Annotated in this window: 13 protein-coding genes; 10 read left to right on the top strand and 3 right to left on the bottom strand. The window is 74.6% G+C overall.

Annotated features, from left to right (window positions below; translation table 11 throughout):
• Positions 1-23 precede the first annotated feature (23 nt).
• The 3 genes from ACIG47_RS07815 to lnt all read left to right on the top strand — a co-directional run bounded on the left by ACIG47_RS07815 (position 24) and on the right by lnt (position 6515).
• Positions 24-2945 (top strand): DEAD/DEAH box helicase, encoded by a 2922-nt coding sequence (locus ACIG47_RS07815; protein ID WP_397430322.1) that lies wholly within the window; start codon positions 24-26, stop codon positions 2943-2945.
• A gap of 64 nt (positions 2946-3009) precedes the next feature.
• Positions 3010-4791 carry an amidohydrolase gene (locus ACIG47_RS07810; RefSeq protein ID WP_397430321.1) on the top strand — a complete coding sequence of 594 codons (1782 nt, stop codon included), beginning with the start codon at positions 3010-3012 and terminating at the stop codon, positions 4789-4791.
• A 35-nt stretch (positions 4792-4826) separates the two neighbouring features.
• On the top strand, positions 4827-6515 hold the full coding sequence (lnt, locus tag ACIG47_RS07805; RefSeq protein ID WP_397430320.1) for an apolipoprotein N-acyltransferase: 1689 nt from the start codon (positions 4827-4829) through the stop codon (positions 6513-6515).
• Positions 6516-6604: 89 nt separating this feature from the next.
• Here the strand turns inward: lnt and ACIG47_RS07800 are convergent, their stop codons facing one another.
• Complete coding sequence (locus tag ACIG47_RS07800) at positions 6605-6949, bottom strand: RNA polymerase-binding protein RbpA (RefSeq protein ID WP_397417464.1); 345 nt, start codon at positions 6947-6949, stop codon at positions 6605-6607.
• A gap of 329 nt (positions 6950-7278) precedes the next feature.
• Here ACIG47_RS07800 and ACIG47_RS07795 point away from each other — a divergent pair, with 329 nt between their 5' ends.
• The 6 genes from ACIG47_RS07795 to ACIG47_RS07770 all read left to right on the top strand — a co-directional run bounded on the left by ACIG47_RS07795 (position 7279) and on the right by ACIG47_RS07770 (position 12891).
• Entirely contained in the window at positions 7279-8436 is a 1158-nt protein-coding gene (locus ACIG47_RS07795) for an LLM class flavin-dependent oxidoreductase (protein ID WP_397430319.1), read from the top strand.
• Positions 8433-9098, top strand: coding sequence for an FMN reductase (locus ACIG47_RS07790; protein WP_397430318.1), 666 nt, complete (start codon positions 8433-8435; stop codon positions 9096-9098). The genes ACIG47_RS07795 and ACIG47_RS07790 overlap by 4 nt, the downstream gene beginning before the upstream one ends.
• A gap of 93 nt (positions 9099-9191) precedes the next feature.
• The gene (locus tag ACIG47_RS07785) at positions 9192-9809 is read left to right on the top strand and encodes a hypothetical protein (protein ID WP_397430317.1); all 618 of its coding nucleotides are present in this window, start codon (positions 9192-9194) and stop codon (positions 9807-9809) included.
• A gap of 283 nt (positions 9810-10092) precedes the next feature.
• On the top strand, positions 10093-10650 hold the full coding sequence (locus ACIG47_RS07780) for a hypothetical protein (RefSeq protein ID WP_397417456.1): 558 nt from the start codon (positions 10093-10095) through the stop codon (positions 10648-10650).
• A gap of 34 nt (positions 10651-10684) precedes the next feature.
• Positions 10685-11515, top strand: coding sequence for a ChbG/HpnK family deacetylase (locus ACIG47_RS07775; protein WP_397430316.1), 831 nt, complete (start codon positions 10685-10687; stop codon positions 11513-11515).
• Between the two features lie 14 nt (positions 11516-11529).
• Positions 11530-12891: an MFS transporter gene (locus tag ACIG47_RS07770; RefSeq protein ID WP_397430315.1), complete on the top strand. Its 1362-nt coding sequence runs from the start codon at positions 11530-11532 to the stop codon at positions 12889-12891.
• On the opposite strand, the gene ACIG47_RS07765 is transcribed toward ACIG47_RS07770, so the two are convergent.
• Entirely contained in the window at positions 12881-14191 is a 1311-nt protein-coding gene (locus ACIG47_RS07765; RefSeq protein ID WP_397430314.1) for a CehA/McbA family metallohydrolase, read from the bottom strand. The genes ACIG47_RS07770 and ACIG47_RS07765 overlap by 11 nt on opposite strands.
• Positions 14192-14362: 171 nt before the next feature.
• Here ACIG47_RS07765 and ACIG47_RS07760 point away from each other — a divergent pair, with 171 nt between their 5' ends.
• Positions 14363-15256, top strand: coding sequence for a virginiamycin B lyase (locus ACIG47_RS07760; protein WP_397430313.1), 894 nt, complete (start codon positions 14363-14365; stop codon positions 15254-15256).
• Here ACIG47_RS07760 and ACIG47_RS07755 read toward each other — a convergent pair whose 3' ends face one another.
• Positions 15257-16171, bottom strand: a complete 915-nt coding sequence (locus ACIG47_RS07755) for a DNA-binding protein (RefSeq protein WP_397430312.1) — start codon at positions 16169-16171, stop codon at positions 15257-15259.
• Positions 16172-16192: the final 21 nt, after the last annotated feature.

Raw genomic sequence — 16192 nt, 5'->3', positions numbered from 1 at the left:
ACAGGGACCGTAGGCTGTGCCCCATGAACGACCTGAGCCCTGCCGAGCGGTACACGGCCTTCCGGTCCCAGCGCCGTTCAGCGGCCGACCACCCCGAGCTGACCGCGTTCCGGGAGGTCGTCGGGTTCGACCTCGACGAGTTCCAGGTCGTGGCGTGCGAGGCGCTCGAACAGGGGCGGGGTGTCCTGGTGGCCGCCCCGACCGGTGCGGGCAAGACGGTCGTGGGCGAGTTCGCCGTCCACCTGGCGCTGGCCTCGGGCCGCAAGGCGTTCTACACCACGCCCATCAAGGCCCTGTCCAACCAGAAGTACGCCGACCTGGTGCGCCGGCACGGGCCCGAGAACGTGGGCCTGCTCACCGGGGACACCACGATCAACGGCGAGGCACCCGTGGTGGTCATGACCACCGAGGTGCTGCGCAACATGCTCTACGCCGGGTCCTCGACGCTGGACGGGCTCGCGTACGTCGTCATGGACGAGGTGCACTACCTCGCCGACCGGTTCCGTGGCCCGGTCTGGGAAGAGGTCATCATCCACCTCTCCGACGACGTGCAGCTCGTCTCCCTGTCCGCGACCGTGTCCAACGCGGAGGAGTTCGGCGACTGGCTGGAGATGGTGCGCGGCGACACCGCCGTCGTCGTCTCCGAGCGCCGGCCCGTGCCGCTGTGGCAGCACGTCCTGATGTCCTCGCCCGAGCCGCGCGGCAAGCCGCGCCTGCTGGACCTGTACGCGGGGCACGTGGACCCGACCGACCCCGGCACCAGCCCGCCCATCAACCCCGACCTGTCCGCGGCGTTCCGGTCCGGCCGGGGCGGCACCCGCCCCGGGGAGCACGGTGGTCGCGGGCGCGGGTACCGCGGCCGGGGCGACCGCGGCTACCGCGGCCCCGGCGGACGCCGCACCGGCGGCCACGGCAGCGACCTGGGGCCCGCCCGGCGCACCCCGCCACGCTTCGTCGTCATCGACGGCCTCGACGCCGACGGGCTGCTGCCCGCCATCTACTTCGTGTTCTCCCGGGCCGGCTGCGAGGCCGCCGTCGAGCAGTGCCTCAAGGCCGGGCTGCGGCTGACCAGCCCGCAGGAGGAGGCCACGATCCGGGCCGTCGTCGAGGAGCGCACCGCCGCGATCCCGCCCGAGGACCTCGACGTGCTCGGGTACTGGTCCTGGTCGCAGGCCCTGGCCCGCGGCGTGGCCGCGCACCACGCCGGCATGCTGCCCGTGTTCAAGGAGACCGTCGAGGACCTGTTCTCCCGCGGCCTGGTCAAGGTCGTGTTCGCCACCGAGACTCTCGCCCTGGGCATCAACATGCCCGCCCGGTCCGTGGTGCTGGACAAGCTCGTCAAGTGGGACGGCACCAGCCACGTCCCCGTCACACCCGGCGAGTTCACGCAGCTCACCGGGCGGGCCGGCCGGCGCGGCATCGACATCGAGGGACACGCCGTCGTCGTCGACCACCCCGCCCTGGACCCCGTGGCCCTCGCGGGCCTGGCGTCCAAGCGCCTGTACCCGCTCAGGTCCAGCTTCCGGCCCACCTACAACATGGCCGTCAACCTCGTCGCCCAGGTCGGCCGCGACCGGGCCCGCGAGGTCCTGGAGACGTCGTTCGCGCAGTTCCAGGCCGACCGCGGCGTCGTCGGCCTCGCCAAGCAGGCCCAGGCGCACGCCGAGGCCCTCGACGGGTACGCCAAGGCGATGGCCTGCGACGTCGGCGACTTCGCGCAGTACATGGACCTGCGCCGCGCCATCAAGGACCGCGAGCGCGAGCTGTCCCGGGCCGCCACCGGCGCCCGGCGGGCCGAGGTCGTCGCGTCCCTGGAGAAGCTGCGGCGCGGCGACGTGGTGGAGGTGCCCTCCGGGCGGCGGCGCGGCTACGTCCTGGTGCTCGACCCGGGCGAGCCCGGCGGGTTCGACGGGCCCCGCCCCACCGTGCTCACCCAGGAACGGCAGGTCAAGAAGCTGACGCTGGCCGACGCGCCCGACGGCCTGGAGACCGTCACCACCGTGAAGATCCCCAAGTCGTTCAACCCGCGCAAGCCGGACGCGCGCCGCGACCTGGTCTCCACGATGCGCAACGCGCTGGGCGCCATGGCGGACGACGTGCCCTCCGCGCACAGCACCAGCAGCCCGATCGGGTCCGGGCGGGCCGCCCGCGGCGGCACCCAGGCCCGGCGCCGCTCGGACGCCGCGACCGACGCCGAGCTCGCCCGGCTGCGCAAGGCCCTCAAGGCGCACCCCTGCCACGCCTGCCCCGACCGTGACGACCACGCCCGGTGGGCCGAGCGGTGGAACAAGCTCAAGCGGGAGCACGACCAGCTCGTGCGGCGCGTCGAGGGTCGCACCGGGTCGATCGCGCGCACCTTCGACCGCACCCTCGACGTGCTGCTCACCCTCGGGTACCTGGAGCGGACCGCGAGCGACGGGGCCGGGCGCGTCCGGGTGACCGACGACGGCCGGTGGCTGCGGCGCCTGTACGCGGAGAACGACCTGCTGCTGGCCGAGTGCCTGCGCCGCGGCGTGTGGGACGGGCTCGACCCGGCAGGACTGGCCGCCGTCGTGTCCACCGTCGTGTACCAGGGGCGGCGTGACGACGCCCCCGACCCGTACATCCCCGGCGGCCCCACCGGCCGGCTGGCAGGTGTCCTGGACGACACCCAGCGGGTGTGGTCCGAGGTGGACGACCTGGAGGAGGCGCACGGCATCGACGCCACCGGCCCGCTCGACCTCGGGCTGGTCGGCGCGATGTACCGGTGGGCGTCGGGCAAGGGGCTCGACAGCGTGCTGCGCGGCTCCGACCTGGCCGCCGGCGACTTCGTCCGCTGGTGCAAGCAGGTCGTGGACGTGCTGGACCAGCTCGGCGGCGCGGCGCCGTCGGAGAAGCTGCGCACCGCGGCCCGCAAGGCACAGGACGCGGTCCTGCGGGGGGTCGTGGCCTACTCGAGCCTGTGAGCAGTCCTCCGGATCACCCGCCTGACCAGGGCGCCGGAGGGTCGGATCGCATACAGTTCCGACCGTGAGCCAGCCTGTCCGATCCATCCTGTACCGCAACGGTGTCGTCCACTCCGCCGCCGACCCGTTCGCCGAGGCGATCCTCGTCGACGACGGCGTGGTGGCCTGGGTGGGGGCCGACGACACCGCAGCAGGCCTGGCCGCCCGCGCCGACCGCGTCATCGACCTGGACGGCGCCCTGGTCACCCCCGGGTTCGTGGACGCGCACGCGCACGTGCTGGAGACCGGCCTGGCCGCCGACTCGGTGGACCTGAGCGCGGGCGCGGGAGTGCGGTCCCTCGGGGAGGCGCTGGCCGTGCTGCACGGGCGGGCGCGACGGCTGGAGGCGTCCGACCCGTCGGGCGAGCAGGTGCTGCTCGCGTTCGGCTGGGACGAGCAGGCCTGGCCCGAACGACGCGCGTTCACCCGGTCCGAGCTCGACGCCGCCTGCGGCACACGCGCCGTGTACGCGGCCCGTGTCGACGTGCACTCCGCGGTGGTCTCGACCGCGATGGCCGCCCGCGCGGGCATCGAGCACGACCCGGCGTGGACGGGCGCCGGCATGTCCGGCTCCGGCTGGTCCGACGCCCCCGCCGACACCGGCCTGGTCACCGCGGACCTGCACCACACCGTGCGCGCCGTCGCGCACACGCTCACGGCCGAGCACCGCACCCGCCTGTACCGCGAGACGCTCGCCGCCTGGGCCGCGCGCGGCGTCGTGTCCGTGCACGAGATGAGCGGCGAGCACCTCGACACCCGCGCCGGCCTCGCCGAGCTGCACGCTCTGACCAGCGACGAGACCCTCGCCGCGGCCCTGACGGACCCCGGCGTCACCGCCCTGCCGCACCTGGCCGCCTACCGCGGCGAGCTGTGCCGCACCGCCGACGACGCACGCGCCCTGCTCGCCGAGCTGCCGTTCCTGGCGGGCATCGGCGGGGACCTCAACGTGGACGGCTCCATCGGGTCACGCACCGCCGCGCTGCGCAGCCCGTACTCCGACCTGCCCGCCGACCCGGCGTCGGCCGCGTTCAGCGGGGTGCTGACCAACCCCGACGGCACGCCCTGGACCGGGAACCTGTACCTCAACGCCGACCAGATCGCCCACCACCTGGCGGCCGTCCAGGAGGCGGGCGTGCAGGGCGCGTTCCACGTCATCGGCGACCGGGCCATGGACGAGATGGTCCTCGGGCTGCAGGTCGCTGCGCAGATCACCGGCGACAGCGCCGTGCGCGCCGGGCACCACCGCATCGAGCACGCCCTGTTCGTCGATGCGACCACGCTCGCCGCGCTCCTGGTCCGCGGCGTGGGCCTGTCCGTGCAGCCCGCCTTCGATTCCGCGTTCGGCGGCAGCAAGGGCGTCTACGCCACCCGGCTGGGCGCCAGCCGCGCCGGGTCGCTCATGCCGTTCGCCGACCTCGCCCAGGCCGGGGTGCCGCTCGCCTTCGGCTCGGACACCCCCGTCACGCCCGTGGACCCGTGGCAGGGCGTGCGGGCCGCCACCGGTCACGAGGACCCCGAGCAGCGGATCTCGGCAGGCGCCGCGTTCCGCGCCCACACCCGCGGCGGATGGCGCCTGGCCGGCCTCGACCACACCGGCGCCGGGCAGCTGCGCGTCGGCGCACCCGCGCACCTGGCCGTCTGGCGCGCCGAACAGCTCGGCGTCCAGGCAGCGCCCGGCCGCCTGTCCTCCTGGAGCGAGGAGGCCCGCGCGGGCACACCCCTGCTGCCCGACCTGTCGCCCGACGCCCCGGAACCGGAGTGCCTGCACACGCTGCGCGCCGGCGTCGTGCTCCACGACACCTTCTAGGCGGCCCGGCCCCGCGCCGCGGGTAGGCTGCCGTCGTGCGCCTGCGTGAGCCCTCCCGGCTGCTCTCCCTGTTCCTCGCGGTGACCGGAGGCCTCGTCCTGTGGGCCGCGTTCCCCGACGCCGGGGCGTGGCCCGCCGCGTTCGTCGCCGTCGCCGTCCTGTACTGGGCCCTCGGGCGGGACCACGCCTGGTGGAACGCCCTGATGGGCCTCCTGTTCGGGCTCGCGTTCTTCCTGCCGCACCTGTGGTGGGCGCACGAGTCCACCGAGACCGTCCCCTGGATCGCGGTGGCAGGCGTCGAGGCCCTGTTCCTGGCCGGGTTCGGCGCCCTGTGGACCTGGGTGCGACGCGCCCGGTTCCTGCGCCGGCGCGGCTGGCGGCTAGCCGCCGCGTTCGCCGTGCTCTACGTCGCCGTCGAGCAGTGGCGCGCCGAGATCCCGTTCGGCGGGTTCCCCTGGGGGCGCCTCGCCTGGGCGATGGCCCCCGCCCCGACCGGCCGCGCCGCCTGGCTGGGTGGCACCGTCGCCGTGAGCCTCCTGGTCGCGTTCGCCGGCGTGCTGCTCGCCCTCGCGGTCGCGGCCCTGGTCCGCGCGGCCGGGCGAACCTCCCGCGCCGGGACCACACCCGGGGCACGCACCGCACCCCGCGAGGTGGGGCACGCCGTCGGCGTCCTGACCCTGGGCGCCATGGTCGCGCTCGCCCCCCTGCTGCTGCCGCTGCCCACGTCCGCGAGCGCCGGCCCCGTCCGCACGCCCGAGGGGCAGGAGGTGTACGACGCGGGCAGCGACGTGGCCGAGCAGGGCACCCTGTGGGTGGGGGCGGTGCAGGGGAATGTGGGGGAGCCGGGTCTGGGGGCGTTCGCGAACCGGGCCGAGGTGCTGAACAACCACCTGGAGGGCACGTACACGCTGGCCGGTGACTTCGCGGGCGAGCTGGACGTGGTGCTGTGGCCGGAGAACGGCAGCGACCTGGACCCGCAGACGGCGCCGGACGTGGCGCGCGGGCTCGACGCGGCGGCCACGGCGGTGGGCGCGCCGATCCTGGTGGGGGCGCAGGAGTTCCCCGAGACGGGCGGCCGGTACAACGTGTCGCTGCTGTGGCAGGCGGGTCAGGGGGTGATCGGCCGGTACGCGAAGCAGCACCCGGCGCCGTTCGGTGAGTACATCCCGATGCGGTCGGTCCTGCGGTTGCTGTCGGACCAGGTGGACCGGGTGACGACGGACATGATCGCCGGGGTGAATCCGCCGTACGTGGACGTGCCGAGCCGGCTGGGGCAGGGGGACTACCGCCTGGGCACCGTGATCTGCTTCGAGGTGGCGTACGACGAGATCGTCCGGGACGCGGTGCGTCAGGGCGCGCAGGTGCTGGTGGTGCCGACGAACAACGCGTCGTTCGGGTTCACGGCGGAGTCGACGCAGCAGCTCGCGATGTCGCGGGTGCAGGCGATCACGACGGGGCGGGCCACGGTGCAGATCTCGACGGTGGGTGTCTCGGGCGTGATCACGCCGGACGGCACGGTGGTGCGCCGGTCCGGTCTGTTCACGGCGGACGAGTTCGTGGCGAACCTGCCGTTGCGGTCCACGGTCACGCCGGCGGTGGCGGCCGGGTACTGGCCGGGCTGGGTGGTCGGCGGCCTCGCGTGCGTGCTGGTCGTGGCGGGTGTGGTCGGGGGGATCGGGGCGCGGCGCCGGGACCGCGGGGTGCGCGAGGCCGCGCAGCGGTAGCCGGACATGAGACGACCGCCGGCCCGGACCTCGTGGGTCCGGGCCGGCGGTCGTGTCGTCCGTGCCGTGGCGCCGGGGGCGCCGCGGCGTCAGGCCGAGCGGCGCAGCTTGCCGGCGCGCAGCAGCTCGAGACGCTCGTCGAGCAGGTCCTCGAGCTCCTTGACGGTGCGGCGCTCCAGCAGCATGTCCCAGTGGGTGCGCTGGGGCTTGGCAGCCTTGGGCTCCGGCTTCTCCGCGTCGCGCAGGAGAGCCTCCTCGCCGCAGCGGCACTCCCAGATCGGGGGGACGTCCGCGTCGGTGGCGAAGGGCAGGATGATGGTGTGGCCGTTGGGGCAGTCGTAGTAGGCCTGGAACCGAGGGGCGAAGTCCACGCCCTCGTCGGACTCCATGCTCTTACTACCGATGCTCATACCGCGCAGGGACCGGTCGGGCACGTTGTCCTCCAGAGGGTTGTCGGGATGGGTGGCGGGAAAAGGTCCGTATAGCCAACGCAGGGACCCTCGGTGATGTTCCGGCTCCCGGCCGGGCATCGACAGCGGCCGTCGACGCCGTGGGACGTCGACGATCTTCGCGCCGCCTGATCAGGCTACGCGTCGCAGGTGCGCTCGCAAGCGCACTCCGGGCAAACTGGGCGTTGATGTGCGCGATCTCACGTACGTCGCGGCAGGGGCGGGGGAGTGGGGCGGGAACAATCGACGCGACCACCCGGTTGAGGCGGATGTTCATGCAGATGCATGAAACAACCTGAGGGGAGCACGACATCATGCAGTTCGGGATCTTCAGTGTCAGCGACGTGACGACGGACCCGACCACGGGCCGCACGCCGGACGACACGGAGCGCGTCAAGGCGATGCTCACCATCGCCAAGCACGCCGACGAGGCAGGTCTGGACGTGTTCGCCACCGGTGAGCACCACAACCCGCCGTTCGTGGCCTCCAGCCCGACGACGATGCTCGGCTACCTGGCCGGCGTGACCAAGAACATCACGCTGTCCACGGCGACCACGCTGATCACCACCAACGACCCGGTCCGCATCGCCGAGGAGTACGCGATGCTCCAGGTCATCTCCGACGGCCGGATGGACCTCATGATGGGCCGCGGCAACACCGGCCCCGTCTACCCGTGGTTCGGGCAGGACATCCGCCAGGGCATCCCGCTCGCCATCGAGAACTACGCCCTGGTGCGCAAGCTGTGGACCGAGGACGTCGTGGACTGGGAGGGCAAGTTCCGCACCCCGCTGCAGGGCTTCACCTCGACCCCGCGCCCCCTGGACGGCGTGCCGCCGTTCGTGTGGCACGGCTCGATCCGCAGCCCCGAGATCGCCGAGCAGGCCGCCTACTACGGTGACGGGTTCCTGCACAACAACATCTTCTGGCCCATGAGCCACACCAAGCAGATGGTGCAGTTCTACCGCCAGCGGTTCGAGCACTACGGTCACGGCCGCGCCGACCAGGCGATCGTGGGCCTCGGCGGGCAGGCGTTCATCCGCAAGAACAGCCAGGACGCCTGGACCGAGTTCCGCCCCTACTTCGACAACGCGCCCGTCTACGGGCACGGCCCCTCCATGGAGGACTTCACGCGCGAGACGCCGCTGACGGTCGGCTCCCCGCAGCAGGTCGTGGACCGGTACGGGACGTTCATCGACGAGGTCGGCTACTACCAGCGCCAGCTCTTCCTGGTGGACCACGCCGGGCTGCCCCTGAAGACCGTCCTGGAGCAGATCGACCTGCTGGCCTCCGACGTCGTGCCCGAGCTGCGCAAGATCGCCGCCGCCAAGCTCCCCGCCGACGTGCCGGCCAACCCGCCCACGCACGCCGAGCGCGTCGCGGCCGCCCGGGCCAAGGGCGAGACCGCCGCCACCCACGTGGGCGAGGGCGGGGACGAGTTCACCGGCCGTCGCGCGGAAGAGGTCGTCTCGTGACCACCCCTGACGTCAAGGCGGGCCGCCCCGAGTCCGGCCGCACGATCGCCGTCGTGCACGCCGGGCTGGGCCAGCCCTCCTCCACCCGCCTGCTGGCGGACCGCCTGGCCGACGCCACGGTCCGCGAGCTGGCCGCCCTCGGCCACGACGGGCACGTGGAGATGGTGGAGCTGCGCGACCACGGCCACGCGATCATCGACGCGATGCTCACCGGGTTCCCCACCGGGGACCTGGCCCGCGACATCGAGACGATCACCGGGGCCGACGGCGTCATCGCCGTCACCCCGCTGTTCACCACCACCTACTCGGGGCTGTTCAAGTCGTTCGTCGACATCCTCGACAAGGACGCCCTCACCGGGATGCCCGTGCTGCTCGGCGCGACCGGCGGCACACCACGGCACTCGCTCGCGCTCGAGTACTCGATGCGCCCCCTGTTCACCTACCTGCGGGCCGACGTCGTCACCACCTCGGTCTTCGCGGCCACGGACGACTGGGCGCAGGCCGGCGGCGAGAAGCACGACGGCGGCAGCTCCCTGCCCGAGCGCATCGAACGGGCCGGCCGGGCCCTGGCCGGCCTGCTCGCCGCACGCGGCGAGCACGCCAAGCCCGCCGACCCGTTCGCCGGCACGCCCAGCTTCCTGGACATGCTTGGCGGGGACTGAGCCCCGGGGCTTGCACGCCCCGGACCAGGCAGGGAACATAAGGGACATCGGTCTCGGCGGTCGGGACCGCGGCGAGGGTGAGGGAGCGCGGCCATGGCAGACGGTACGGAGAACCCGGTCCCCGACGGTGCGCCGTACCAGGAGGCCGGCACCGACCGCGTCGCCCGGATCGTCGCGGCCCTGCGCGCGGCGCACGCCGAGCAGGCCGAGAAAGCCCGGTCGGCGGCCGCCGTCGCCGGCGACGCCGTCGCGGACGACGTGACGGTCACCGCCGCCGCCGCTGCCGTCGACGACGAGGCCAGCGAGACCCCCGCCCCACGCCGCGCGGCCACGGGCGTCCGGCCGACGGCACGCACCCTGCCCACCCTCCGCTGGGACCCGGGCGCCCGCTACCGGGCCTCCCGTCTCGCGGCCCGGCCGGCCGGAACCGCACCGGCACCTGCCGCACCGGTGCCACCGGTGCCCGCACCGTTCCAGCCGTCCCTCCAGCCGTCCTTCCAGGCACCCCCGCCGCTCGCCGGCCGCCTGTTCCGCGGCCCCGCCCGGCGCACCGCAGTGTTCGAGCGGGAGATCTGGCACCCCGCCACCCGGTCCGCGCGCGTGCCGCGAGACGTCGGCGACGCTCTCCTGCGCGCCGTGGAGCGGTACCGCACCGGTTCGATCTCCACCTCGGGCCTGGTCCGCGCGATCGCGGAGACGCACGCCGCCTGACCCACCTGTCACCGCTCCGCGTGGCAGACACCAGGAGGGCCCTACCACCCCGGACCCCGGGCGGCGTCACCCGATTCCCCACGTCTTTTCACATCGTGGCAAAGTAGCGCCGCCGCGCGGGCTCGTTCGCCCCTGCAAACCCTTGTCCCGCCTTCCCGCAACACGGAAGCATTCGTTGCACGGCGGTGCGTGGCACAGCGCCGGGTGCACCACGCACCGGGGTCGGCCGCTCCCTCATACCGAGGGGGCACCGCGGGCGCCGGACGACGGGACGGGACGAACGATGCGACGGCAGGCAGCAGCTCTGGTCGGCGCGCTCGTCGCGTCCCTGCTCCTGGTCGGCTGCGTCGCCGCGGTGCGCCCGGCGGACATCCCCGCCGCCGAGCACTACGACACGGTCGAGCAGCTCGTCGCCGACGCCGACGTCGTCGCGCTGGTGCAGGCCGGTGAGGCGCAGGTCGACGTCGTGGACCGCGTGCCGTACACCCGGACCGAGCTGCGGCTGCGCAAGGTGCTGCTGGGCGCCGTCGCCCGGAACGCGAGCATCGCCGTCACGCAGATGGGATCACGGACCGTGCCACCCGGTGAGGGCCGGCCCGCCGTGCTGCGCGACGGACAGGAGTACGTGCTGGTGCTGCACCGCACCGGGCCGGGTGAGTTCGAGATCGTCGGTCCCGGCGTGTGGCACGCCGACACGCTGGGTGCCAGCCTGACCCTGTACACCGCCGCGGCCACGTGCGTCCCGGCGGGAATCCCGCAGGTGACGACCCCGTGGGAGCTCGAGGTGAAGCTCGGCGAGGTCGGCGGGGTGCTCGGCACGGGCGTGATCGGCCGCGCCTGACTGTGCGCCCCGTGACCTGGGCCAGACTGGGCGCATGACGCGCAGTCTCGTCCTCACCGCCGACGACGCCGGCACCGACCCCGACGCCGACCGGGAGATCGCGGCCCTGCTGGCCGGCTCACCGCTCACGGCGGTGGGCGTCATCGCCACCGGCACCACCGAGGAGCCGCCGGGCGTCCCGGACGGGCAGCCCCGGGACGCCGTGGTCGGCGTGGACCGGATCACCCGGCTGCTCGCCCGCGCCGGGACCGGCGTGGCCCCCGGTGTCCACGTGACGCTGCCGGAACCGGAACCCGACGGCGGGTTCGACGACGTCACCGACCGGATCACGACCCAGGCCGACACCGTGGCGCGCGCCGCCGCGGCGGCCGGCCTGCCGGCCCCCGACCGACTCGACTCCCACCGCGGCACGCTGTACGGCCTGCTGGGCCGGTCCTACCTCCCGGAGGCCATCGGGGTGTGCGCGCGGCGGGGGCTGGCGTTCCGGCTGCCCCGCGGACTGGAGCTGTACGGCGACGGCGACCCCCTGCTGGCCCGCGACGACGTCCGCGCACGGCACGCGGGCGCCGTCGCAGCCGCCGACGCCGCCGGTGTGCGTCTGCCCCGGGTGATCGCCACCCACCGCGGCGGGGACGCCGAGGCGGGGGACTACCCGGCGCTGCGTGACCACTACCTGCGTCTGCTGGGCCGGCTGCCCGAGGGGACCAGCGAGATCTTCCTGCACCCCGCGCCGGACACGCCGCGGCTGCGGGCGGCGGCTGCCGGCTGGTGGCGCAAGCGGACGTGGGAGCTGCGGCTGCTCGGGGACCCGGTCTTCACCCGCGAGATCGAGCGGCAGGGCATCGACCTGGTCGGACGGTGGTGAGTAGGCTCACGAGCGTGGAGGCCCAGGACGCGGGGGAGACGCCGCGGGGAGCGGGTACGTCCCCGCTGCGCTACGGGCTGGGCATGTTCGGCACGTCGTTGCCGATCAACCTGGTCAAGGGCTCGATGTTCTACGTGTACGTGGAGCTGCTCGGCCTGGACGCGGCCGTCTACGCGACGGTCTACGCGGTCTACGGGGTCCTGGACGCGTTGGACAACCCGGTGTTCGGGTACCTGTCGGACCGCACCCGGTCCCGGTGGGGGCGGCGTCGGCCGTACCTGGTGGTGGGCGCACTGGTGCTGGCGTGCACGACGATCGCCCTGTTCACGGTGCCGGGGCCGGTGGCCGACTCCGCGGTCGGGCTGGTGGTGTGGTTCGCGGTGTTCGCGATCACCACCGAGATGGCGGACTCGCTGATCAACGCCAGCTACGGCGCGCTGCTGCCGGAGCTGTTCACGCAGGAGCGGCGCCGGGCCACGGCCAACGCGGTGCGGCAGGGCGCCCAGCTCGTGGCGCTGGTGGTCGCGCTCGCCCTGACACCCGTGCTGGCCCGGGGCGTGCTGGGACCGGAGGGCTCGGCCGTCGGGTACGGGCGGCTGGCGGTGGTGTTCGGGGTCGTGGCGGCGGCCGTGATCCTGTGGACGGCGTTCGGCGTGCGGGAGGACCCGGCGCTGGACGCGGAGCCGCGCCCGCAGTTCTTCCGGTCGATCGGGCAGGTCCTGTCGACGCCGCAGTTCTGGACGGTCGGGGTGGTCAACGCCTGCTATGGCGCGGCGATGGCGCTGGTGCTGGGCGGGTTGCAGCTCTACGTGGACCACACGCTGGGCGGCTCGGCGCTGGACGCCAGCATCCTGCAGCTCGTCGTGATCGTGGTGGCGATCGGGATGCTGGGCGTGTGGGCCGGCGTCGTGCGGCGCAAGGGCGCGGCCTGGACGTGGCGGCTCGCGCTGCCGGTGGCCGCGGTGGGGTTCGTGCCGCTCTACTTCGCCACGAACCTGCTCACCGGGATCCTCGCCGGGCTCGCGGTGGCGGTCGGGTACTCCGGGGTGCTCGCCACCAACGACCTCGTGATCGCTCGGGTGCTCGACGCGGACGCCGCCCGGCACGGGGTGCACCGCAGCGGCCTGTTCCTGGCGGCGTTCGGTGTGCTGGGCCGGCTCAACGCGCTGGTGACGGCGGGAGCGGTACTGTCCCTGGCGGTGTTCTTCGGGTACCGGTCGGGTGCCGACCCCGGGCCGGACCCGGGGCAGGCGTTCCGCGTGTACCTGTCGGTGTACCCGTTCGCGCTGCTGCTGCTCGGCACGGTGGTCTCGCGGTTCATCCGGCTGCCCGCCGCACCGGACGCCGCACCGGACGCCGGGCCGGTCACGCGCTGATCGCGAGCAGCGTCCGGTCCGGCGCCTCCAGGCGGTAGGGGCCGCGATGAGGCGGTGCGGAGATGGACACCCGGTCCCCGCGCACCCGGCGACGCCGGTCCTGCCCGCCGGCGGGCAGCCCCTCCACGAGGACGGTGCCGTCCGCGTCGATCGCCACCAGGTCCTCGCCCACCCGCACGAGCACCGGCTCGCCCGGCCCGGGGAACCGGCTGACGGCGGTGCGCCCGTGGCGGATGCCGTCGAGGATCGCCTCGGGCGTGCGGTCCTCGGCCGCGACCCAGGTGGTGGGCGTGCCGGGCGGGAATCCCTGGTCGGGGGTGTGGAAGTCGCTGCCGCCCAGGAGCACGGGTCGTTCACGGCGTGGGAGTTCAAGTCCCCCTCCGGACACGGAGGCCGGGTCGGTGGCGCCGCCGAGCGCTCGCAGGTACGCCCAGGGACCCGTGGCGGTCAGGTCCAGGAACCACGAGATGTGCCACAGCTCGAGGTACCCGGTCCGCACCGGGTACAGCCAGCCGCAGTCGTCCTGGACCGGGTGGTTCACCGACAGCAGCCCGCCGCGCCTCTCGACGTCGGCCGGCCACTGCGCCGCCGGACGGCGGAAGTCGACCCAGCCGATGTCGCCGAACGCGTTGGCGTGACCCGCGTGCGTGGTCACCTCCTGGCCGGGCAGGAGGCACATGTCGTAGGTCGCGGCCACGGCGGGCAGGTGCAGGTGGTGGGAGACGGTGTTGTGGTCCGTCACGGCGAGGAAGTCCAGGCCCCGGCCCGCTGCCGCAGCGGTGAGCTGGGCGATGCTCAGCGTGCCGTCGGAGTGGGTGGTGTGCGCGTGCAGGTCGCCCGCGTACCAGGTCAGCCCGGCGGGTGCGGGCAGGTCGCGCCCGAGCCGGGTCCCGCCACGGTCGCCGCGTCCGGCGGCCGTGGCCGGCGCCGGGGGTTCGGCCTCGACCCTGCCCGCGTCGACGCCGGTCGCGATCGTGACGGTGACGTCGACCGGCTCGGCCGGCATCCGGTGCAGGCCGAGCACTACCGCCCACCGCCCGGCGACCAGCTCGCCGGGCTCGTACCCGGGCGTCGCCGCGCCGGGGGTGATCGCGAACCGGGACCGGGCCCCGCCCGACCAGCCGCGCCAGCGTTCCGGGTCGCGGCAGCCGAGGTCGATCACCGCGGCGTCCCGGTCGTGGTCGAGCGTCACCTCCAGGCGCGTGACGCCGCCGGACGGCAGCTCGAAGGGGACCTCCAGGTAGCGGTTCTCGATCTGGTCGTCGACCGAGAGCCTCAGGCGGCGTTGCTCGCGGGTCACGCCCCCGAGGCTATCCCCGGTGCCGGGCAGGGCACGTGTCCGGCGGGTGCGGTTGCGCCGCCGTCGTCCGCCAGGCAGGGTGCGGTGACCGCCCGGGGCGGACGACGACGCGCGGGCGCTCCAGCCTCGGGCCTGTCCCTGCCCCGTCCGCCTCGTCCGCAGGGAGTAGCAGTGCACCGTTCCGAAGCCCCGGCCGTCACCGAGATCGCCGTGGCGGATGCGAAGGCCGGCCCGTACGGCATCGCCTCCGGGCCGGACGGCGCCCTCTGGGTCACCCTGGCCCGGACCGGCCGGATCGCGCGTCTGACCCCCGACGGGGCGGTCACCGAGCACGCGCTGGACTCCGCGGGGTGCATGCCGCTCGTGATCACGGCGGGGACCGACGGCGCGCTGTGGTTCACCCGGTCCCAGGACCACCGGATCGGCCGCATCACGACCGACGGCACGGCACGGTCCGTGGCCGTCCCTACGCCCGGTGCCGGCCCGTACGGGATCACGCCCGGCCCGGACGGGGCCGTGTGGTTCACCGAGATGAACGCCGACCGGATCGGCCGGGTCACCGCCGACGGCCGTGTCTCGGAGGTCGAGGTGCCGGTCGCGGGCGGCATGCCGTCGGCGATCACCACGGGCCCGGACGGCGCGCTGTGGTTCACGCTCAACCAGGCCAACGCGGTGGGCCGGGTCACGGTGGGCGGCGAGATGACGATCCACCCCCTGCCCACGCCGGCCTCCGGACCCGTGGGTATCGCCAGCGACGGGTCCGCCCTGTGGTTCGCGCAGATCGCGGCGGGGCAGATCGGCCGGATCACGCCCGACGGCGCGGTCCAGGAGTTCCCGCTGCCGGACCGCGATGCCAAGCCGCACGCCGTCGTCGCGACCGGGCCGGGGGAGTGCTGGTTCACGGAGTGGGGCGGCAACCGGATCGGCCGGATCACCGCGGACGGCGAGGTCAGCGAGCACGACCTGCCCACGCCGTCCTCCGAACCGCACGGCATCACCGTGGGGCCCGACGGCGCGGTGTGGGCGGCGCTGGAATCCGGCGGGGTCGCCCGGCTCGGGCGCTAGCTAGTCCCGTACGGCGGGCTGGTCCCGCACCGCCGCCGTCTCCACCGCCTGCAGGGCCTCCCGCAGGCCTGCCGCCGTGCCCTCCGCCTGGGCCTGACCCGCGAGCGCGGCCGCACGCGACCGCTCGGCCTCCGTCACCTGCTCCCGCAGCGCGCCCAGTGCGTCGCGGGCAGCGGCGAGCTCGCCCTCCAGACGGGCGGCTGCCGCCTCCGCGGCCGCCCGTGCGGTGTCGGCCGCGGCCCGGTCGTGCTGGGCACGCGTGACGTCGTCCCGGGCGGCCTCCAGCGCGGTGCGCACATCGGCGAGGGACTCGCGCAGCCCGACGGCGGCCCCGTCCGCCTGGGCCCGGGCTGCGTCGGCCGCCGCCCGGGCACGCTCGGCGGCGGTCACGGCGGCTCGTTCCTGGGTCAGCGCGGAGCGCGTGTCGGCGAGCTCGGCCTCCAGCCGGGCGACCGTCGCGTGGGTGGTGGCCCGCTCCCGCTCGGCCGCGGCGCGTTCCTCCTGCGCGGTCCCGACGGCCTCGCGTGCGGTCTCCAGCACCGCGCGGAGCTGTGCGAGCTCGGCGTCCGCCTCGTCCACACGGGCGGCCAGCGCGTCCGCCTCACCGACCACCGCCGTCAGCGCCTCGTCCGACGCCGCGGCCGCTGCCTCGTGCTCCGCGCGGGCCGCCTCGACGGCGGCCCGCCACAGCGCGTCCATGCCGCTCGACAGGAGGGCGCTGACGGTGGCGGGCAGGTCGGGGAGGGCCGACCGCGCCTCGTCCTGCGCAGCCCGCTCCTCGCGCCACTCGCGCAGGTACTTCGTCGCAGCCGCGTTGGAGCAGCCGGCGCGCTCGCGCACGCTCGTCACGGTGACCGTGGCGCCCTCGGCCACGAGGGTGTCGGCAGCCTGGAAGACCCGTTCCTTGTCCCGCACGTCGTTTCTCCGTCTCGATCG

The organism is Promicromonospora sp. NPDC052451, assembly GCF_044547525.1.
Taxonomy (GTDB): domain Bacteria; phylum Actinomycetota; class Actinomycetes; order Actinomycetales; family Cellulomonadaceae; genus Promicromonospora.
Note: the sequence above shows the minus strand (reverse complement) of the source record. Positions and strands in the feature narration are given on the sequence as shown.

Bases quoted from the DNA above. Each gene is read 5' to 3' on its own strand.
- ACIG47_RS07815 (WP_397430322.1), top strand. From the start codon at position 24: ATGAACGACCTGAGCCCTGCCGAGCGGTACACGGCCTTCCGGTCCCAG.
- ACIG47_RS07795 (WP_397430319.1), top strand. From the start codon at position 7,279: ATGCAGTTCGGGATCTTCAGTGTCAGCGACGTGACGACGGACCCGACC.
- ACIG47_RS07785 (WP_397430317.1), top strand. From the start codon at position 9,192: ATGGCAGACGGTACGGAGAACCCGGTCCCCGACGGTGCGCCGTACCAG.
- ACIG47_RS07780 (WP_397417456.1), top strand. From the start codon at position 10,093: ATGCGACGGCAGGCAGCAGCTCTGGTCGGCGCGCTCGTCGCGTCCCTG.
- ACIG47_RS07775 (WP_397430316.1), top strand. From the start codon at position 10,685: ATGACGCGCAGTCTCGTCCTCACCGCCGACGACGCCGGCACCGACCCC.